Below are 17,769 nucleotides of genomic sequence, written 5' to 3'. Positions count from 1 at the left end.
GCCGTGAAGACGGCACCGGACATCGTCGGCGCGGGAGGTCAGAACGGGATGCGGCGGGTCAGGATGTCCTTGAACATGACCCAGTCGCCGGCGAACGAGTACAGCGGATGCCGGAACGTGGCCGGGCGGTTCTTCTCGAAGACGTAATGCCCGACCCAGGCGAACCCGTAGCCGCAGGCCAGCGCCCCCAGCAGCCACAGGCCATTGCCGCGCAGGATGGCGATGAGGACGCAGGCCAGCGCACCGCAACTGCCGGCGAAATGCAGCCGTCGCGAGGTGCGGTTGGCGTGCTCGGACAGGTAGAACGGATAGAACTCGCGGAAGCTGGCGAAACGCGACATCCCGGCCCTCGTTCTCAGGTGTCCTCGCGCGCCTTGGCGAGATCCCAGTAGCGATCCTGCTCTTCCAGCGACAGCCCCTGCAAGCTGGTGCCGTCCGATGCGGCCAGCGCCTCCATGCTGCGGAAGCGGCGCTCGAACTTCTGGTTGGCGCGGCGCAGCGCCGATCCGACATCGACCCTGGCGTGCCGCGCCAGATTGGCCGCGACAAACAGCAGGTCACCGATCTCCGCCTCGAGGCGGTCACGCGCCGCCGCGTCGCCGGGCTCGCGCGCCACCGCGGCGAACTCGACGCGCACCTCCTCCAGCTCCTCCTCGAGCTTGGCGATCACCGGCGCGGGGCCGGGCCAGTCGAACCCGACCCGCGCCGCGCGGTGCTGCAGCTTGGTGGCGCGCTGCCACTCCGGCAGGCCGCGGGCGATGCCGGCAAGCGCGGAGGTGTCGGCGTCGCCCGCGGCCGCGCGTTCGGCGCGCTTGATGGCGTCCCACTCGCGCAGCACGCCCTCGGCGTCGTCCTGGGTGGCGTCGCCGAACACGTGCGGGTGGCGGCGCTCCATCTTTTCCGAGATCGCGTTGGCGACGTCGTCGAAGCCGAACGCGCCCTGCTCCGACGCCATCTGCGCATGGAACACCACCTGCAGCAGCAGGTCGCCCAGCTCCTCGCACAGCGCAGGCAGGTCGCCGCGGTCGATCGCGTCGGCGACTTCGTAGGCCTCTTCGATCGTATACGGCGCGATGCTCGCGAAGTCCTGCTCGAGATCCCAGGGGCAGCCGCCATCGGGGTCGCGCAGCCGCGCCATGATCGCCAACAACCGCTGCATGGGGTCGCGCTGTCCGGACACGTGTTGCTCCCTGGAAAACTTTTCTTGCCGCTGATTTGCGCGGATTGCCCTAAATCCAGTCCCGCCACGGCAGCTGCGGATCGCCCAGGGCGATGAAGTCGCCGTTGAGCAGGGTGTCGCGCTGGTTGTAGCGGAACGGACGGCCCCGCGGATCGAGGACGCAGCCGCCGGCGGCTTCGAGGATCGCCTGGCCTGCGGCGGTATCCCACTCGCTGGTCGGGCCGAAGCGGGGATAGGCGTCCATGCCGCCCTCGGCCAGCAGGCAGAACTTGAGCGACGAGCCGAGGCCGATGGTGTCGTGTTCGCCGATGCGCGCCATCAGCGCGGCGGTGCGGGTGTCGAGGTGCGAGCGGCTGGCGGCGACGCGCAGGGGCGCGGTCGCGGGGCGCCGGGTGCGGATGGCGGATTCGCCATCGGCATCGCAGCGCCAGGCGCCTGCGCCGGGCGTGCCATGCCAGAGCGTGCCGGTCACCGGCGCCTGGATCACGCCGAAGACCGGCACGCCGTCGTCCACCAGCGCGATGTTGACGGTGAACTCGCCGTTGCGCTTGATGAACTCGCGGGTGCCGTCGAGCGGGTCGACCAGCCAGAAGCGGCGCCAGGCGTGGCGCGTGGCGGGTGGCACCTGCGCCGACTCCTCCGACAGCACCGGGATGTCGGGCGTGAGCGCGGCGAGGCCCGCGACGATGCAGCGGTGCGCGGCCATGTCGGCGGCGGTCAGCGGGCTGGCGTCGGCCTTGTGTTCGACCGCGAACTCGCCGGCGTACACCGCCATGATCGCGGCCGCGGCGTCGCGCGCGATCGCCTGCACGGCGGCGCGCACGCCCTCAGCCAGCGGCATGGTGCGCCAGCCAGTCACGGACGATGAACAGCGCGGCGATCGAGCGGCCTTCCGAGAAGTCCTCGCGCAGGATCAGCTCGTGCAGGCGGTCGATGCGCCACGGCACCACTTCGAGCTCTTCCGGCTCGTCGCCGGGCAGGCGTTCGGGATACAGGTCGCGCGCCAGCACCAGATGGGTCTGATGGCTCATGTAGGTGGGCGCAAGGGTCAGCACGCGGAGCACGTCGATCCGGTGCGCGCCGTAGCCGGCCTCTTCCTTGAGCTCGCGGTTCGCGGCCTCGACCGGCGTCTCACCGGCGTCGATGCGGCCCTTGACCAGGCCCAGCTCGTAGCGGTGTACGCCGGCCGCGTACTCGCGCACAAGCAGCACGGTGTCGGCGTCGAGCATCGGCACCACCACCACCGCGCCATGGCCGCGGCCATGCAGGCGTTCGTAGCGGCGGCGCTCGCCGTTGCCGAACTCGATGTCCAGGTGCTCGAGGCGGTAGGGGCCGGCATCGCTCTCGGTGATGCCGTGGATGATCGGCAGCCGGCGGCTCATCGCCACGCCCGCGCGGCCACTCGGGCGATAATGCAGCGATGTCCGACAAGGCGATCCACGATCCCGCCATTCTAGCCGAGCCCGGCAGCTGGCGTTCCCGCGACCTGGCCGTGGTCTGGCACCCGTGCACGCAGATGCGCGAGCAGGCCGGCGAGCTGCCGATGCTCGAGGTCGCGCGCGGCGACGGTGCCTGGCTGGTCGGCCACGACGGCCGGCGCACGCTGGACGCGGTCAGCAGCTGGTGGACCAACATCCATGGCCACGCCGAACCGCGCATCGCCGAAGCGGTGGCGCGCCAGGCGCGCACGCTGGAGCATGTGATCCTGGCCGGTGCCACGCACCCGGGCGCGGTCGAGCTGGCCGAGCGCCTGCTCGCGCTGGCGCCGCGCCAGGCCGGCCGCGCGCCGCTGGCCAAGGTGTTCTATGCCGACAACGGCTCGGCGGGCGTGGAAGTCGCGCTGAAGATGGCGTTCCAGTGGTTCCGCAACCGCGGCGACGAGCCGCGGCGTACGAAGTTCGCCGCGCTGTCCAACGGCTACCACGGCGAGACCATCGGCGCGCTCTCGGTGGGCGACATCCCGCTGTACCGCCGCGTGTACGCGCCGCTGCTGCTGGAGGCGATGTTCACGCCGTCGCCGGATGCCTACCTCGCACGACCGGGCCAGTCCGCGGCAAGCTGCGCCGAAGACGCGGCCGACGCGCTGGCGCGCCTGTTCGATGACCATCCCGGAGAGTTCTGTGCGCTGATCCTGGAGCCGCGCCTGCAGTGCGCCGGCGGCATGCGCATGCACGACCCGGTGTACCTGAAGCGCGCGCGCGAGCTGTGCGACGTGCACGGCGTGTTCCTGATCGCCGACGAGATCGCCACCGGCTTCGGGCGCACCGGCACGATGTTCGCCTGCGAGCAGGCCGGCATCATGCCCGACCTCATGTGCCTGTCGAAGGGCCTGACCGGCGGTTTCCTGCCGCTGGCGGCGGTGCTGGCCACGCAGGCGATCTACGACGGCTTTCTCGACGACACGCGCGAACGCGCGTTCCTGCATTCGCACAGCTACACCGGCAACCCGCTGGCCTGCGCCGCGGCGCTGGCATCGCTCGACATCTTCGCCAGCGACGATGTCATCGCCCGCACCCAGGCCACTGCCGCGAAGATGGCTGCGCTGGCCGCGCCGTTCGCGTCGCTGCCGCACGTCGCCGACGTCCGCCAGGCCGGCATGGTGGTGGCCTTCGAACTGGCGCGCGACGGCAACCGTGCGACACCGTTCGCCGCGTCCGACAAGGTCGGCCTGCGCGCGCACCGCGAGGCCATCGAGCGCGGCGTACTGCTGCGCCCGCTCGGCGACATCCTCTACTGGATGCCTCCCTACTGCATCGACGACGACCAGCTGGCGCTGCTCGCCGAGACCACGGCGGCGGCGATCGCGGCAGGCACATGCGCCTGACGCGCGCCTGGGTCGACGCCCCGCTCGCGCCGGGCCAGCGGCTGGCGCTGCCGGAGGACGCCGCGGCCCACCTGCTCCGCGCGCTGCGGCTTGGCGTGGGTGACGCGTGCGTGCTGTTCAACGGCGACGGCCACGACTATGACGCGCGTGTCGTGGCGGCCGGCAAGCGCGGCGGCGAGGTCGAGGTGCTGGCCGCGCGCGTGGTGGAGGCCGAGTCGCCGCTGCGGATCATGCTGCTGCAGGGCGTGGCGCGCGGCGAAAAGATGGATCTGATCCTGCAGAAGGCGACCGAACTCGGCGTAGCCGGGTTTGTACCTGTCAACAGCGAGCGCAGCGAGGTGCGGCTCGATGCCGCGCGGTCCGCAAAACGCGTGCAGCACTGGCAGGGTGTGGTGGCCTCCGCGTGTGAACAGAGCGGGCGCGCGCGGCTGCCTTCCGTTGCGGCTCCGCTGGGCCTCGCCGAAGCCCTGCTGTCACTGCCTGGCGACAGCCTGCGGCTGACGCTCGACCCCGGCGCGGCAACTGGCATCCACGCACTGTCCTTGCCGCCATCGGCCACGGTGGTGGTCGGTGTTGGCCCGGAAGGCGGCTGGTCGCCGCGCGACCGCGAGCAACTCCTTGCAGCCGGCTTCTCCGGGGTGCGGCTGGGGCCGCGGATCCTGCGTACCGAAACCGCCGGCATCGCCGCGGTCAGCGTGTTGCAGGCGACGTTCGGGGATCTTCGCTAGCCGGACAGCGCGGACGCGAGCGGGCCGCCTTGGGCTCAGGCGGCAAGCGCGTCGCGGATCGCGCCTTCCAGCGCGTCCACGTCAGGCAGCAGTGCCGGCTCGTTGTTGAGCAGCACGCGCATGCGCACGGCGGTCGGCAGTGCCTGGTCGCCTTCGTCATCGGCGGTCTCTTCCACCAGCGCGTCGCGCGCCACCGTCACCAGGCGCGGGAAGCCCTGGGTCAGCAGCGCGACATGCGGAAGCTTGGGGTCGTCGCCGAGGGCCTTGAGCACGACGACCTTGCTGCCAAGCCCACCGACTTCATCGGCGAGGCCGGACAGGCGCGAGAACGACACCAGCGGCAGCTGCCAGCCACGCCAGCGGATGCGGCCCAGCAGCCACTGCGGGGCACCCTCGACCGGCTCGGGCTCGGCGAACGACAGGACCTCGGCGATCGTGGCGTTGGGCAGCAGCAGGCGCGCGCCTGCGACCTGGATCAGGACACCGCGGATCTCGGCATTGGCGTGGGCGTTCATGTCGGTCCTCAACTTGGCCAGCGGTCGCGCAGCTGCTGCGCGAGGTCGGCGGGATCGGCGGCCGCGGCGCCACGCGCAATCAGCGCGTCGGCGGCAGCCGCGTCGTAGCAGGTCCCCGGGGACTGGGCCATCACCAGCGCGCCCTCCATGGCCAGCGCCATGGCACGTTCGGCGCGGACCGGATCACTGCCACTCAGGAACAGCAGTGCGCTGTCGCCGGCAGGCAGCGCCGCCACGGGGTCGCGCGCGTCGTGTTCATCGACTGCCGCGAACACCAGGCGCGCACGGTCGGCGACAACCACCAGTTCCGGCGGCAGGAAGTAGATCGTGGCGGCCTCGGCGGCCTGGCCGTCCTCCGCCAGCGCCACCGGCAGCGGCGTCGCGCGCTCCATCTGCTTCACCAGGCGGTCGTAACGGCCACCATCGAGCTGCAGGCGCACCAGCACGGCACGCGGGAATCCTTCGGGCAGGTTGCCAAGCAGCTGGCGCACCGCATCCGGTCCACCGAGCCCTCCCTCGACCAGCACCGCGCCGCGCAACGTGCCATGGCCGTAGCTGTCGAATTCCGCCAGCGACAACCCGCCGAGGCGGCTTTCCAGGGCATCGAGATCGACCGGCTGCACGGCAGGCCGGCTGGCCAGCGGCGCATCGTCATTGGCCAGCGACAGGCCATCGCCAAGCGCGAGCATGTCGGCCGTGCCGCCCTCGGCGCTGGCGTCGATGCCGTCGGGGCCAGCCATATCGACGCCGTCCGCTGCTGGCGCCTCGGGGTCGACCAGGCTGAACCCGGACCCGTCATCGACGTCCGCCGGCGACGGCACGTCGCCGGACGTGGCTTGCGCCTGCTCGGCCAGCAGCGCGGCAAGCGCCGGGTCGTCGGCAAGCGAGATGTCGTAATCGCCGCCGGCGGCCGACGAGGACCAGTCCATGTCTTCGACGGACAGCAGACCGGACAAGCCAGGGTCCGTCGCCTCGTCGGCGAACACGTCCGCGCGGGGAACGTCGGCGGCAAGTTCATGCGCCGTGTCCGCCATCGCCTCGAGGTCGAGCGTGGCGCCGTCGAACTCGCGTGCCGGCAGCGGTCCCGGATGCGGGTGGAGGGTGTGTTCGTCTTCCGCGCCGGGTGGCAGCACGTCGTGGTGGCGGTTGAGCTTGGCGGCGAGATGGCGCACCCAGCGCGCCGCGTCCCAACCGTCGCGCTGCGCGGCAAGCTCGGCCTCGTCGAACACCACCACGACCGCGGGGTCCATGAGCAGCGCGTCATAGCGTTCCAGCGCGTCCTCGATCGCCGGCTCCAGCGCCACCAGCACCGCCTGCGGCGCGAGCGCCAGGGCCTCGGCCGGATCGGCGGTGACCGGGTCGGCCGCCAGCGCGAGCTCCGCGCCGGCGTCGGCGACCGCGGCTTCCAGGCGCGTGCGCGCCTCGCCGGGACGCGCCAGCAGCAGGACGCGGATCTTGTCGCTCGCGGCGTCAGGCATCTTCGCGTTTCAGCTTCAGCAGGTCGTAGACGTTGCGGACCAGTTCGTTCTCCTGGTACGGCTTGCCGAGGTAGCGATCCACGCCGATCTCGAACGCGCGCTGGCGATGCTTCTCGCTGGTACGCGAGGTGATCATCACGATCGGCACGTTCCGCAGGCGCGGGTCGGCCTTCATGATGGTGGCAAGTTCGTAGCCATCCATCCGCGGCATCTCGATGTCCAGCAGCATCAGGTCCGGGACCCGATCCGCCATCCGCTCGAGCGCGTCCACGCCGTCCTTCGCCGTCGCGACCTCGAAGTTGTGGCGCTCGAGCACGCGGCCGGTGACCTTGCGCATGGTGATCGAGTCGTCGACCACCATCACCAGCGGCACCGGGCGCTGCTCCTGCACCACCACCGGCTCGACATCGCGCGGCATGGTGGCCTGGCGGCGCACCAGCGGCGCCACGTCGAGGATCACCACCACGCCGCCGTCGCCCATGATGGTGGCGCCGAAGATGCCCGGAATCGAGGCGACCTGCGGCCCCACCGGCTTCACCACGATCTCGCGGCTGCCGATGATCTGGTCGACCGCGACCGCCGCGCGCAACTCGCCCGAGCGCACCAGCAGCACCGGCATCTGCATCTGGCCCTCGGCCTTCGCCGCGCCATGGCCGACCAGTCCGCCGAGGTCGTGGACGACGTAGTCCTCGCCACCGTAGGAGTAGCTGGCGCCGGGCTTCTCGAACTCGTCGCGGGCGATGCGCCCGACGCCGCGCACCGACGCGATCGGCACCGCGAAGCTGGTGTCGGCGATCTTGACGAACACCGCCTGGGTCACCGCCAGCGTCTGCGGCAGGCGCAGGATGAAGGTCGTGCCCTCGCCCTTGCGGGTGCGGATGTCCAGCGTGCCGCCGAGCTGGCGCACTTCGCTGGCCACCACGTCCATGCCGACGCCGCGGCCGGCCAGGCGGCTGACCTCATCGACCGTGGAGAAGCCCGGCTCGAAGATCAGCATGTCGAGGTCGGCATCGGCCATCACGGCGTCCGCGCGCAGCAGGCCGCGCTCCTCGCCACGCCGGCGGATCGCGGCGCGGTCCAGGCCGGCGCCGTCGTCGCCGACCTCGAGCACCACTTCCGAACCCTCGCGGCGCACCGCGATGTGCACGGTGCCTTCTTCGGGCTTGCGCGCCTTGCGACGCTGCTTGGGCAGCTCGAGTCCGTGCGCCACCGCGTTGCGCAGCATGTGCTCGAGTGGCGCGGTCATGCGTTCCAGCACGTTGCGGTCGAGCTCGCCATGCGCGCCGTCCAGCTTGAGCTGCACGTGCTTGCCGGTATCGCCGGCGGCCTGGCGGACCACGCGGCGCAGGCGCGGCACCAGTCCGTCGAACGGCACCATGCGCGTGCGCATGAGGCCTTCCTGCAGTTCCGAGCTCACGCGCGACTGCTGCAGCAACAGGGTTTCGTACTGGCGCGTCAGGTCGTCCAGCGTGCCCTGCAGGCTGGTCAGGTCGGCCGCGGACTCGCCGAGCGCGCGCGACAGCTGCTGCAGCGTGGAGAAGCGGTCGAGCTCGAGTGGATCGAAGGTCGCGTCGCCGGTGTCCTGCTCGCGCTGGTAGCGGGCGACGATCTGCGCTTCGGTCTCGATGTCGAGGCGGCGCAGCTGGTCGCGCAGACGCATGTTGGTCTGCTCCATCTCGCCCATCGCACCACGGAACGCGCCCAGCTGCTGTTCCAGGCGGGCGCGGTAAATCGCCACCTCGCCGGCGTAGTTGACCAGGCGGTCGAGCAGGTCGGCGCGGATGCGCACCTGTTCCTGCGGCGCGCGGACGGCGATGTCGTCGTCGTCGCCGGCAAGCGGGCCGGTGCTCATCGGCGCCGACAGCGGCTTCAGTTCAACCTTGGGCGCCGGCACGCGCGCGGCATCGACACCCGCCGCATGCGCCGCCAGGTCGTCGCCGCGGGCACGTGAATCGAACGCGTCGATCAAGGCCTGCGAGGCGCTGATGGCACGGCCTTCGCCCACCCGCAGGACCATGGCATGCAGGCGGTCGAAACCGCGCTCGAGCAGCGGCACGTCACCGCGGCCGAGGTCGAAGCGCTGCTCCGCCACGGCTTCCAGCAGCGATTCCATCGCGTGGCCCAGCTCGCCGATGGCGAACACACCGGCCATGCGCGCGCCACCCTTCAGGGTGTGCAGGTCTCGCTGCATGCCGACCACCGGCTCGCGGTCGCCGGGCGTTTCGCGCAGGCGGGCCAGCAGGCTGTCGGAGTGGTCGAGCAGGTCGCGACTCTCCTCGACAAAGATGTCGATGAGTTCCGGGTCCAGGCCGGTGAAGTCGAACGCCGCATCCGGATCCTGGTCGAGCGCGATCGCCGCCAGCAGGCTGGCCACCGCGGGGTCGATGTCGTGGCGGCCGTCGATCGCAGCCGCGAGTTCCTCGGCCTCGAAGGCTTCGGCGTCGAGGCGCTCGGCTTCAAGGCGTTCGGCCTCGGCACGTTCGGCGTCGATGCGCTCGGCGTCGGCGCGTTGCGCTTCGGCAAGTTCGGCTTCCAGCTGCGCGAGTTCGAGGCGTTCGGCTTCCGCGCGCTCGGCTTCGGCGTGCTCCGCCTGGGCGACTTCTTCGGCGGCCATCGCGGCTTCGCGCTGCTCGAGCTCCAGGCGCTCCACCTCCTGGCGCTCCGCGGCGATGCGCTCGGCTTCGGCACGTTCTTCGGCGGCGATCTCGGCTTCCAGCTGCTCGAGCTCGACGCGTTCGGCTTCCAGGCGCTCCGCTTCGATCCGGCCGGACTCGAGAAGTCCGGCTTCGAGCGCATCGAGTGCGGTGCGCTCGGCCTCGAGGGACGCCGGATCGGCCGCCAGAGCGCCATCCGCGAGCAGGTCGACGCCCGCGACGCCAGCTTCGGCGGACGCGACTTCGAGGCGCTCCGCGTCAATGCGGTCGGCCTCGATGCGCTCGGCTTCACTGCGCTCTGCTTCCAGGCGCTCTGCCTCGACACGCTCCACTTCAAGGCGCTCGGCCTCGAGGCGGTCCGCTTCGACACGCTCGGCTTCAAGGCGTTCGACTTCGAGGCGTTCGGCTTCGAGGCGCTCGGCTTCGGCGCGCTCTCCCGCGGCGATGTCGGCTTCAAGCTGCTCGAGTTCAAGGCGTTCGGCTTCGATACGTTCGGCTTCGACGCGTTCGGCTTCGAGCCGCTCGGCTTCGAGGCGTTCCACTGCAAGGCGCTCGACCTCGAAGCGCTCTGCTTCAAGGCGCTCTGCTTCAAGGCGCTCGGCTTCGAGGCGCTCTGCTTCGAGGCGTTCGGCTTCCAGGCGCTCGGCTTCGAGACGCTCTGCTTCGAGACGTTCGGCTTCGAGCCGCTCGTCTTCGAGCCGCTCGGCTTCGAGACGCTCGGCTTCGAGGCGTTCGGCTTCGAGGCGTTCTGCCTCCAGGCGTTCGGCCTCCAGGCGCTCTGCGTCCGCATCCACATCGTCTTTGACGATCGCGGTGGCATCGTCATGCCTGGCCTGGAAGCTCGCATATGGGCTCAGGTCGAGCGCGACCAGATCCGGCGACTGGCCGATCCAGGCCGGCATTCCGCTGTCGTCCGCGCCGGCGTCGGTCTCGGTGGCCTGCGCATCCTGCGGGGCCAGCCTGATGTCCGGCAGGGCGTCGCGCAGGCCCACCAGGCGCGCGGCCAGGGCCAACGCCACCGGCACCTGCGGCGCGGGCGCGTGCAGGCCAACCAGGGCGGCGCGGGCCACCTCGGTGAGCTCGCCGATCGCGGCCACGCCTTCCACGGAAGCCGGAGTGCCGCCTGCGAGCAGGCGACGGATATAGCCTTCGGCGGGCGCCACGACCTGCGCGACCGACGGCACTTCGGTCATCGCGAAGGCACCGTTCATGGTGTGCAGCGCGCGCAGCAGTTCTTCGCTGGCCGCGGTCGGCGCGTCGGCGGCACGAGCCACCCAGGCATCGACCGTCACCAGGTGTCCGGCCACCTCGGCGTCGAGGATTTCCAGCAGCAGGGCGTCGACCGACGCCGGCATCATTTCGATCCCGGCACGCGGCGCATCGGCCAGCGGGGCGATCGCGTCGCGCCCGGCATCGGCATCGGCATCGGCCAGTCCAGCCTCGGCGGCGACCGTGTCTTCGGCAGGCACATCATCGCCGGCCACTTCCACCGCCACCGCGTGCTCGGGCATGCCTTCGTCGCCGGCGGCGATGCGCTCGGCGGACGCCTGCATGCGGGCCAGGTCGACCTGCACCGGGCCGTCGCCGCGCAACGCGGCCTGCAGCTGCGGGAGGGTGTAGAAGGCCTGGTCGACCATCGCCACCACGGCGGGGCTGGCGACGCGCGTGCCCTCGAGCACGCGATTGAGCATGTGCTCGACCTTCCAGCTGAATTCACCCAGCGTGCGCGCGCCTACCAGGCGCCCGCTGCCCTTGAGGGTGTGGAACACGCGGCGGATGGGGCGCAGGCGCTCCATGTCGTCCGGCTGTGCGCGCCACAGCGGCAGCAGCTGGTCGAGGTTGTCGATTTCCTCGGCGAACTCCTCGAGGAACACCTCGCGGATCTCGTCGTCGATCTCGTCGCCGGTGGCTTCGAAGCCGCCTTCGGCGCGTGCGATCGCGGGCGCTGGCGCCGCTGCGGGCATGGCCGCGGGTGTCTCCACGGGCGCGGGCAAGGTGGCCCGCGCGCCGTCGCCGTCGCGGTCACGGTCGATGAGCGCCGCGACCGTGCGCTCGATGTCCGCTTCGCTGAAGACCGCCTGCGCGTCGTCGCCGGACGCATCGGACGATACGGCGGCGTCGGTCTCGCGTTCAGCCGGCAGCGGCCAGTAGCCCAGCGTTTCCAGGCTCTGGCGGGTGACGTCGAGGATCTCGTCGCGGTTGAACCTGTTCTCGCGCAGCGCCTCGAGGTAGTACTCGAGGCTTGCCAGCGCATCGGCGAACGTGTCCAGCTGGCGGCCATTGGGCACGCGGCGGGAGCCGATCAGTTCGGCCTCGGTGTAACGGCGCACCCCGGTGAGGTACGCGGCCGGCACCGGCAGCTCGAGCATCTGCAGCGCGCCCGAGACTTCCTGCAGCAGGCGCGGCACCTCGGCCAGTTCGGCGTGGTCCCAGCTGGTCTCGATGAAGGCGACGAATGCCTGGCGCGCATCGGCGAAGTTGGCGATGGCCTCGCGGACCAGCACCTCCAGCACCTTGCGCGACTCGGTGGAGAACAGGTCGTCCTCGTCGCCGCCATCCTCGTCGCCCGCGCCGAGGCGCGACACCTGGTCGTCGAGCGTGGCTTCGACATAGAGCAGCGCGCCGGCGACATCGAGCAGCGCGCCCTCGTCGGCGCTGCGGTCGCCACGGACAATCGCCGCCATCGCATCGCGCTGCTGCTGGATCACGCCGCGCGCCACGCCCAGGCCAAGCATGCCGAGGGTATCGGCGACGCCGCCGAGCGCGTCGACCTGCGGCGCCAGGCGCGAAAGCTCGCTTTCGCCGGTGCGCAGGTGCAGGTCGAGCGCATCCTTGACCCGCAGCAGGTCTTCCTTGACGGCGGCGGACACGGTGTCGAGCAGCGCGCGGTTGCGGCCGCTGAGGCTGCCCTGCGCGTGGCTGATCTCGGAAGCCGAGGGCAGCTGTCCGGAGAGTTCGAAGGTGTCGTGCAGCGCGCGCAGCTGCGCATGGTCGCCGCTGCCGTGGGCCACGTGGTAGAGCAGCTGGCGGGTGGGCTCGAGCACGGCCTCGGCACGCGGGATGCCGAAACCGTCGTCCTCGAACATGCGCCGCGACTCGCGCTCGACGCTGGCGAACACCTGGCGCAGGCCGGGGCCGGCCTGCAGCGCGCCATCGGACATGGCCTTGGCCACTGAAGAGGCGACCCACAGCATCCGCCGCGCGGGTTCCTGGCGGGTATGCGCCAGCAGGTCGTCGAGCGACGCGGCCAGCACGCCCGCGTTGTGCGGCGTGCCGGATTCGGGCCACGCGGCCATGGCGTCGCGCAGCCCGGCAAGCAGCGGCTGGGCGCGCGCATTGCGCACCGGTGCCGGCTCGACCGTGGTCGGCGCCGGCGCGATCGAGCCCGGTAGCGGACGCTGCAGGTCGGGCGCGAACAGTACGCTCTCCGACAGCCCTGCCTCGCCGCGCGCCGCGCGCAGCTCGTTGAGCAGCGGCAGCAGCACGATTGGAATGTCCTTGTGCCCGCTCTGCAGGCGCTCCAGGTAATCCGGGAGCAGCACCACGCCACGCATCAGGGTGGCGCAGGCGCCGTCGCGGTCGACGCTGCGCCCTTCCTGCAGCGCCTGGGCGAGGCGCTCCATCTCCTCGGCCACCATCGCCGGCGCATACAGCTCGACCATGCGCAGCGTGCCCTGCACCTGGTGCAGGTAGCTGGCGCAAAAGCGCATGCGGCTGGTGTCGGCGGGGTCGGCGGCGAAGTCCTCGATTTCGATCCGCGCCTGGCGCAGGGTCTCGTCGAGCTCCGGCTTGACCCAGCCGAGCGTGGTGTAGTCGATCGCGTCGCGCAGGGCGGTCATCGGTCTGCGCTTCAGGCCGGCAGCTTGAAGTCGGCGACCGAGCGGCGCAGGTCGGCGGCAAGCTGCGCCAGGTTGCCGATGGACTCGGCGGTCTGGTTCGCGCCCTGCGAGGTCTGCGCGGTGATCGACTGGATCGTGTTCATGGTCGCGGTGATGTTGGTCGCGGCCGCCGACTGCTGCTGCGAGGCGCTGGAGATGCCCTCGATGAGCGACGCGAGGCTGGTCGAGACGCTTTCGATCTCGCCCAGCGCGGTACCGGCGTCCTCGGCCAGGCGCGCACCGGCAACCACCTCGGAGGTCGTCTGCTCCATCGAGCTGACCGCCTCGTTGGTATCGGACTGGATGGTCTGGACCAGCGATTCGATGCGCTTGGTGGCGTTGGACGAGCGCTCGGCGAGCCGCTGCACTTCGTCGGCCACGACCGCGAATCCGCGGCCCGCCTCGCCGGCCGACGCCGCCTGGATGGCCGCGTTGAGCGCCAGGATGTTGGTCTGCTCGGAGATGTCGTTGATCAGTTCGACGATCGAGCCGATCTCCTGCGAGCTTTCGCCCAGCCGCTTGATGCGCTTGGAGGTTTCCTGGATCTGGTCGCGGATCGAGTCCATGCCGGCGATCGTCTCGCGCACCACGCCCGCGCCCTTGGTCGCGATCTGCACCGAGCGCTGCGCCACGTCGGCCGACTCGGCGGAGTTGCGCGACACCTGGTTGATGCTCTGCGCCATCTCGTTGATGCGGTCGGACGCGGAGTTGATCTCCTGCGCCTGGTGCTCGGCGGCCTCGGCCAGGTGCATGGCGGTGGCCTGTGTCTCCTGGGCGCTGGACGCCACCTGCACCGAGGTGTCGTTGATGGTCTGCACCAGGCTGCGCAGCTGTTCGACCGCGAAGTTGATGGAGTCGGCGATCGCGCCGGTCATGTCCTCGGTGACCGTGGCCTTGACCGTCAGGTCGCCTTCTGCGAGCGAGCCCATTTCGTCCAGCAGGCGCATGATCGCCTCCTGGTTGCGGTTGTTGAGCTCCATCGTGGTCTCGAAGCGCTCGCGCTGCGCGCGGCCGAGTGCCCACAGCAGGCCGGCCAGCGCGAACAGCGCCAGGCCACCGGCGATGATCGAGATCCAGATGTTGCCGAGCAGGCTGGTGTCGCGCAGCGAGCCGAACGCGGTCAGCGCCTGGAACAGCGACTCGCTGTTGCCGAGCAGCTTGTCCGACCCGGTGGTCAGCGCGGCGGCGGCGTTCTGCGCGGCGAACAGGTTCTCGGAGCTGGCGAGGATCGCGTCGAGGTCCTTCTTCATCTCCGTCCACTGCGTGGTCGCCTGCGCCAGCGCGGCCAGCGCGGCGGCATTGCCCAGCGGCTGCACGTTCATGGCGTCGTCGCCCGAACGCAGGCCGGTGAGCACCTGCTCGAACACGCCCGCGTCGCGGGCCAGCGCGTCACCCGCGTTGGAGGCGCCGGCGCCACCGGCGCGGATTTCGGTGACGCGGCGCGCCATCGTGGAGGCGAGCACCACTTCACGCAGGGCGATGTAGATCTGCGACGACGGCGAGCCGCTGGCCGACATCGCGCGCACCACTTCATCGAGCTGCGCCTGCAGCTGCGGCACCGCCTGGCTGAAGCGTTCGGCGTTGCCGGCGAAGGCGACCACCGCGGCCTCGCTGGCCAGCACCTGGTCGGCGTTCATCGCCAGGGGCGCCCAGGTTTCGCCGACCGCGCGGATCGGACCGCTGACGCCGGTGGTGCTGCCGAAGTTGCTGTCGAGGCGCGAGATGTCGCCGTCGATCGCGGCCTTGGTGGCGCGGAACGCCACGAACGACGCGGCATTGCCTTCGACCGCCTCCCGGCCCTGGTTGGCCAGGCGCTGCGAGTTCACCTGCAGGCTCGACGCCGCGGTGCTGGCGCCACCAAGCCGCGCCGCCTTGGTCATCGCGTAGATGGTGTTGCCGGCGAATACCAGCAGCGACACGACCAGCAACCAGATCCAGACGTTGGTGCCGATGTTGCGACCCTTGCCGGCTACGCTGTCGATGACATTGCTCATGGTGTTACCTCTGGCCTTGCTGGGGCGGCGGTCATGCCGCGGCGTGTCGGAATTCGGGGGTGCGGGACAGCCTGTCGAGGCTGAATACCGCCCATGGATGACCGCCCACTTCGTAGGCGCGGTCGATGAAGTTCGCATAGCGGCCATCGGCAAGGCCGGTGGCATCGGTTTCCTGCTCGACCAGGAAGCTGCGCTGGCCGTACAACTCGTCGATCGTCACGGCCACGTCGCCGCCGGGCTGGCGCACCAGCAGCACGCGCTGGCTTTCGTGCAGCACGGTGCGCTCGCCTTCCAGGAACATGCGCAGGTCGACCACCGGCAGCAGGTTGCCGCGGATGTTGGCGACGCCGAGCATCCATGGTTGCGAGCCGGGCACCGGCGTCAGCTGCGGCATGGGCAGGATCTCGACCACCTCGTCGAAGCCGGAGGCCAGCGAGCGGCGGCCGACGCGGTAGCCGACACCGCGCCACAGGCCGGGCGCGTCGAGCTGTTCCGGCAGGCCGGCAATGTGCGCCAGGCTGCGCTGCTCGTAGACGGCGAGGATCTCGAACGGATCCATCGCCACCGGGCGGGCGGGGCGCTTGGCCACTTCAGGCACCCAGCAGGCTGTTGATCTGCTCGACCAGGTCGCGTTCGACCGGCGGCTTGACGATGTAGCCCTTGGCGCCCTGACGCATACCCCAGGCCTTGTCGGTTTCCATGCCCTTGGTGCTGACGATCAGCACCGGGATGGCGCTGGTCGCCGCGTCGCGCGACAGCGCACGCGTGGCCTGGAAACCGTTCATGCCCGGCAGCACCAGGTCCATCAGGACCAGTGCCGGCAGCTCGCGCTTGCACATTTCGATGCCGTCTTCGGCGTTGGCGGAAGCCAGCACCTCGTGGCCGTTGCGTTCAAGCAACTGGGTGAGCACCGCCGTATCGGTCGGCGAATCCTCGATCAACAGGATCTTTGCCATGGTGTACCTGTCCCCCCGGTCAGGCGTTGACGTGCTTGCGGATGGCGTCGAGGAGTTCCTCGCGCGTGAATGGCTTGGTGACGTACTGCTCGGAGCCCACGATGCGGCCGCGGGCCTTGTCGAACAGGCCGTCCTTGGAGGACAGCATGATCACCGGCGTGTGCTTGAAAAGCTGGTTGTTCTTGATCAGGGCGCAGGTCTGGTAGCCGTCCAGGCGCGGCATCATGATGTCGACGAAGATGATCTGCGGCCGCTGGTCGGCGATCTTGGCCAGCGCCTCGAACCCGTCGGTCGCGGTCACAACGTCGGCGCCTTCGCGACGCAGCAGGGTTTCTGCCGTGCGGCGAATGGTCTTCGAATCGTCGATCACCATCACGCGCAGGCCATCAAGGCTGCCGGCGCGATTCTCGTCCTGCGTCATCATGTCTCCCCGGTGCGCGTCGCTCGTAAACGCCGGCGTCGCTGCAAGCAGTCTTATATCCCAGTCGGGCGCCACACTGTCAAGCAAGAATATGGCGTTGTGCGTGCACGATCGGCAATCGCGGCAATCGCGCCGCATGCAGCTGCTAACATTTGTCAGTTACTGCCGTGGAAGGCCCACATGTCACTCGAAGTCATCGTCGTGATGGACCCGATCGAATCGATCACCATCGCCAAGGATTCGACGTTCGCCATGCTGCTCGAGGCGCAACGGCGCGGTCATCGCCTGCATTACGTGCTCCCGGGTGGACTGTCGATGGACGGCGGCGTCGCCCAGGCCCTCGTCGCACCGCTGCAGGTGTCCGACGATGCCGCGGGCTGGTTCAAACTGGGAACTGCGTCACAGCGTGCGTTCCGGGTGCGCGACGTCGTGCTGATGCGCCGCGACCCACCTGTCGACGCCGACTACCTGCACGACACGCTGATCCTCGACGCCGCGCGCATGGCCGGCGCCAACGTGGTCAACGATCCGCGCGGCCTGCGCGACCTGAACGAGAAGCTTGCCGCCCTGCTGTTCCCGGAGTGCTGCCCGCCGACCCTGGTCAGCCGCAATGCCGCCGCGCTGAAGGCGTTCGTCGCCCTTCATGGCGAGGCGGTGCTGAAGCCGCTGGACGGCATGGGTGGCCGCTCGATCTTCCGCGCGAGCAAGGGAGATTCGAACCTCAACGTGATCCTGGAGACGCTCACCGACAGTGGCCGGCACCTGGCCATGGCGCAGCGCTACCTGCCGGAGATCACCGAAGGCGACAAGCGCATCCTGCTGGTCGACGGCGTGCCGGTGGACTACTGCCTGGCGCGCATCCCGCAGGGCGACGAGTTCCGCGGCAACCTGGCCGCCGGCGGCCGCGGCGAAGGTCGCCCGCTCAGCGAGCGTGACCGCTGGATCGCGGCGCAGGTAGGCCCGGAGATGGTCAAGCGCGGCATGCGCTTCGTCGGCCTCGACGTGATCGGCGATTACCTCACCGAGGTCAACGTCACCAGCCCGACCTGCATCCGCGAGCTTGACGCCCAGTTCGGGCTCAACATCGCGGGACTGCTGTTCGACGCCATCGAGCAGTGAGGCGCGGCGGCTGACGTGGCGG

Annotated in this window: 14 protein-coding genes; 3 read left to right on the top strand and 11 right to left on the bottom strand. The window is 70.4% G+C overall.

Translation table 11 applies throughout. The features are described from left to right. Nucleotides 1-38 precede the first annotated feature (38 nt). The 4 genes from H5368_RS12515 to nudE form a co-directional block, all read right to left on the bottom strand. Nucleotides 39-341, bottom strand: coding sequence for a DUF962 domain-containing protein (locus H5368_RS12515; RefSeq protein WP_182825081.1), 303 nt, complete (start codon nucleotides 339-341; stop codon nucleotides 39-41). 14 nt (nucleotides 342-355) lie between these two features. After that, complete coding sequence (mazG, locus tag H5368_RS12510) at nucleotides 356-1,159, bottom strand: nucleoside triphosphate pyrophosphohydrolase (protein WP_182825323.1); 804 nt, start codon at nucleotides 1,157-1,159, stop codon at nucleotides 356-358. A 70-nt stretch (nucleotides 1,160-1,229) separates the two neighbouring features. Next, nucleotides 1,230-2,021, bottom strand: a complete 792-nt coding sequence (gene cysQ, locus H5368_RS12505; protein ID WP_182825079.1) for a 3'(2'),5'-bisphosphate nucleotidase CysQ — start codon at nucleotides 2,019-2,021, stop codon at nucleotides 1,230-1,232. Beyond that, nucleotides 2,008-2,562, bottom strand: coding sequence for an ADP compounds hydrolase NudE (gene nudE, locus H5368_RS12500; protein ID WP_182825077.1), 555 nt, complete (start codon nucleotides 2,560-2,562; stop codon nucleotides 2,008-2,010). Before nudE ends, cysQ begins: the two co-directional genes overlap by 14 nt. A gap of 38 nt (nucleotides 2,563-2,600) precedes the next feature. Here nudE and bioA point away from each other — a divergent pair, with 38 nt between their 5' ends. Together bioA and H5368_RS12490 are read left to right on the top strand one after the other, a co-directional pair. After that, nucleotides 2,601-4,004 (top strand): adenosylmethionine--8-amino-7-oxononanoate transaminase, encoded by a 1,404-nt coding sequence (bioA, locus tag H5368_RS12495; RefSeq protein ID WP_182825075.1) that lies wholly within the window; start codon nucleotides 2,601-2,603, stop codon nucleotides 4,002-4,004. Next, a complete protein-coding gene (locus tag H5368_RS12490; protein ID WP_182825073.1) occupies nucleotides 3,995-4,732 on the top strand; it encodes a 16S rRNA (uracil(1498)-N(3))-methyltransferase in 738 nt (245 codons plus the stop codon). Before bioA ends, H5368_RS12490 begins: the two co-directional genes overlap by 10 nt. Nucleotides 4,733-4,767: 35 nt before the next feature. Here the strand turns inward: H5368_RS12490 and H5368_RS12485 are convergent, their stop codons facing one another. Genes H5368_RS12485 through pilG form a run of 7 tightly spaced genes read right to left on the bottom strand, consistent with a single transcriptional unit; the run spans nucleotide 4,768 to nucleotide 16,628 of the window. Beyond that, nucleotides 4,768-5,247: a chemotaxis protein CheW gene (locus H5368_RS12485; RefSeq protein WP_182825071.1), complete on the bottom strand. Its 480-nt coding sequence runs from the start codon at nucleotides 5,245-5,247 to the stop codon at nucleotides 4,768-4,770. 8 nt (nucleotides 5,248-5,255) lie between these two features. Then, nucleotides 5,256-6,725, bottom strand: coding sequence for a chemotaxis protein CheB (locus H5368_RS12480; protein WP_182825069.1), 1,470 nt, complete (start codon nucleotides 6,723-6,725; stop codon nucleotides 5,256-5,258). Then, nucleotides 6,718-13,218, bottom strand: coding sequence for an Hpt domain-containing protein (locus H5368_RS13550; protein ID WP_255486522.1), 6,501 nt, complete (start codon nucleotides 13,216-13,218; stop codon nucleotides 6,718-6,720). The genes H5368_RS12480 and H5368_RS13550 overlap by 8 nt, the downstream gene beginning before the upstream one ends. A gap of 11 nt (nucleotides 13,219-13,229) precedes the next feature. Further along, entirely contained in the window at nucleotides 13,230-15,251 is a 2,022-nt protein-coding gene (locus H5368_RS12455; RefSeq protein ID WP_182825067.1) for a methyl-accepting chemotaxis protein, read from the bottom strand. Between the two features lie 31 nt (nucleotides 15,252-15,282). Continuing rightward, nucleotides 15,283-15,810: a chemotaxis protein CheW gene (locus H5368_RS12450; protein WP_182825317.1), complete on the bottom strand. Its 528-nt coding sequence runs from the start codon at nucleotides 15,808-15,810 to the stop codon at nucleotides 15,283-15,285. 31 nt (nucleotides 15,811-15,841) lie between these two features. Then, entirely contained in the window at nucleotides 15,842-16,207 is a 366-nt protein-coding gene (locus H5368_RS12445) for a response regulator (protein WP_182825065.1), read from the bottom strand. A gap of 19 nt (nucleotides 16,208-16,226) precedes the next feature. Beyond that, nucleotides 16,227-16,628 carry a twitching motility response regulator PilG gene (gene pilG / locus H5368_RS12440; RefSeq protein WP_182825315.1) on the bottom strand — a complete coding sequence of 134 codons (402 nt, stop codon included), beginning with the start codon at nucleotides 16,626-16,628 and terminating at the stop codon, nucleotides 16,227-16,229. A gap of 180 nt (nucleotides 16,629-16,808) precedes the next feature. Between pilG and gshB the strand changes: the two genes are divergently transcribed. After that, complete coding sequence (gene gshB / locus H5368_RS12435; protein WP_182825063.1) at nucleotides 16,809-17,747, top strand: glutathione synthase; 939 nt, start codon at nucleotides 16,809-16,811, stop codon at nucleotides 17,745-17,747. The last annotated feature ends 22 nt before the right edge of the window (nucleotides 17,748-17,769 follow it).

The organism is Luteimonas sp. MC1782, assembly GCF_014164605.1.
Classification (GTDB): Bacteria; Pseudomonadota; Gammaproteobacteria; order Xanthomonadales; family Xanthomonadaceae; genus Luteimonas.
The sequence above is the reverse complement of the archived record's forward strand: the minus strand, read 5'-3'. Positions and strand labels throughout refer to the sequence as shown.

Coding starts and splice junctions, on each gene's coding strand:
- H5368_RS12515 (WP_182825081.1), bottom strand. CDS start 341: ATGTCGCGTTTCGCCAGCTTCCGCGAGTTCTATCCGTTCTACCTGTCC.
- mazG (WP_182825323.1), bottom strand. CDS start 1,159: ATGCAGCGGTTGTTGGCGATCATGGCGCGGCTGCGCGACCCCGATGGC.
- cysQ (WP_182825079.1), bottom strand. CDS start 2,021: ATGCCGCTGGCTGAGGGCGTGCGCGCCGCCGTGCAGGCGATCGCGCGC.
- nudE (WP_182825077.1), bottom strand. CDS start 2,562: ATGAGCCGCCGGCTGCCGATCATCCACGGCATCACCGAGAGCGATGCC.
- bioA (WP_182825075.1), top strand. CDS start 2,601: ATGTCCGACAAGGCGATCCACGATCCCGCCATTCTAGCCGAGCCCGGC.
- H5368_RS12490 (WP_182825073.1), top strand. CDS start 3,995: ATGCGCCTGACGCGCGCCTGGGTCGACGCCCCGCTCGCGCCGGGCCAG.
- H5368_RS12485 (WP_182825071.1), bottom strand. CDS start 5,247: ATGAACGCCCACGCCAATGCCGAGATCCGCGGTGTCCTGATCCAGGTC.
- H5368_RS12480 (WP_182825069.1), bottom strand. CDS start 6,725: ATGCCTGACGCCGCGAGCGACAAGATCCGCGTCCTGCTGCTGGCGCGT.
- H5368_RS13550 (WP_255486522.1), bottom strand. CDS start 13,218: ATGACCGCCCTGCGCGACGCGATCGACTACACCACGCTCGGCTGGGTC.
- H5368_RS12455 (WP_182825067.1), bottom strand. CDS start 15,251: ATGAGCAATGTCATCGACAGCGTAGCCGGCAAGGGTCGCAACATCGGC.
- H5368_RS12450 (WP_182825317.1), bottom strand. CDS start 15,810: ATGGATCCGTTCGAGATCCTCGCCGTCTACGAGCAGCGCAGCCTGGCG.
- H5368_RS12445 (WP_182825065.1), bottom strand. CDS start 16,207: ATGGCAAAGATCCTGTTGATCGAGGATTCGCCGACCGATACGGCGGTG.
- pilG (WP_182825315.1), bottom strand. CDS start 16,628: ATGACGCAGGACGAGAATCGCGCCGGCAGCCTTGATGGCCTGCGCGTG.
- gshB (WP_182825063.1), top strand. CDS start 16,809: ATGTCACTCGAAGTCATCGTCGTGATGGACCCGATCGAATCGATCACC.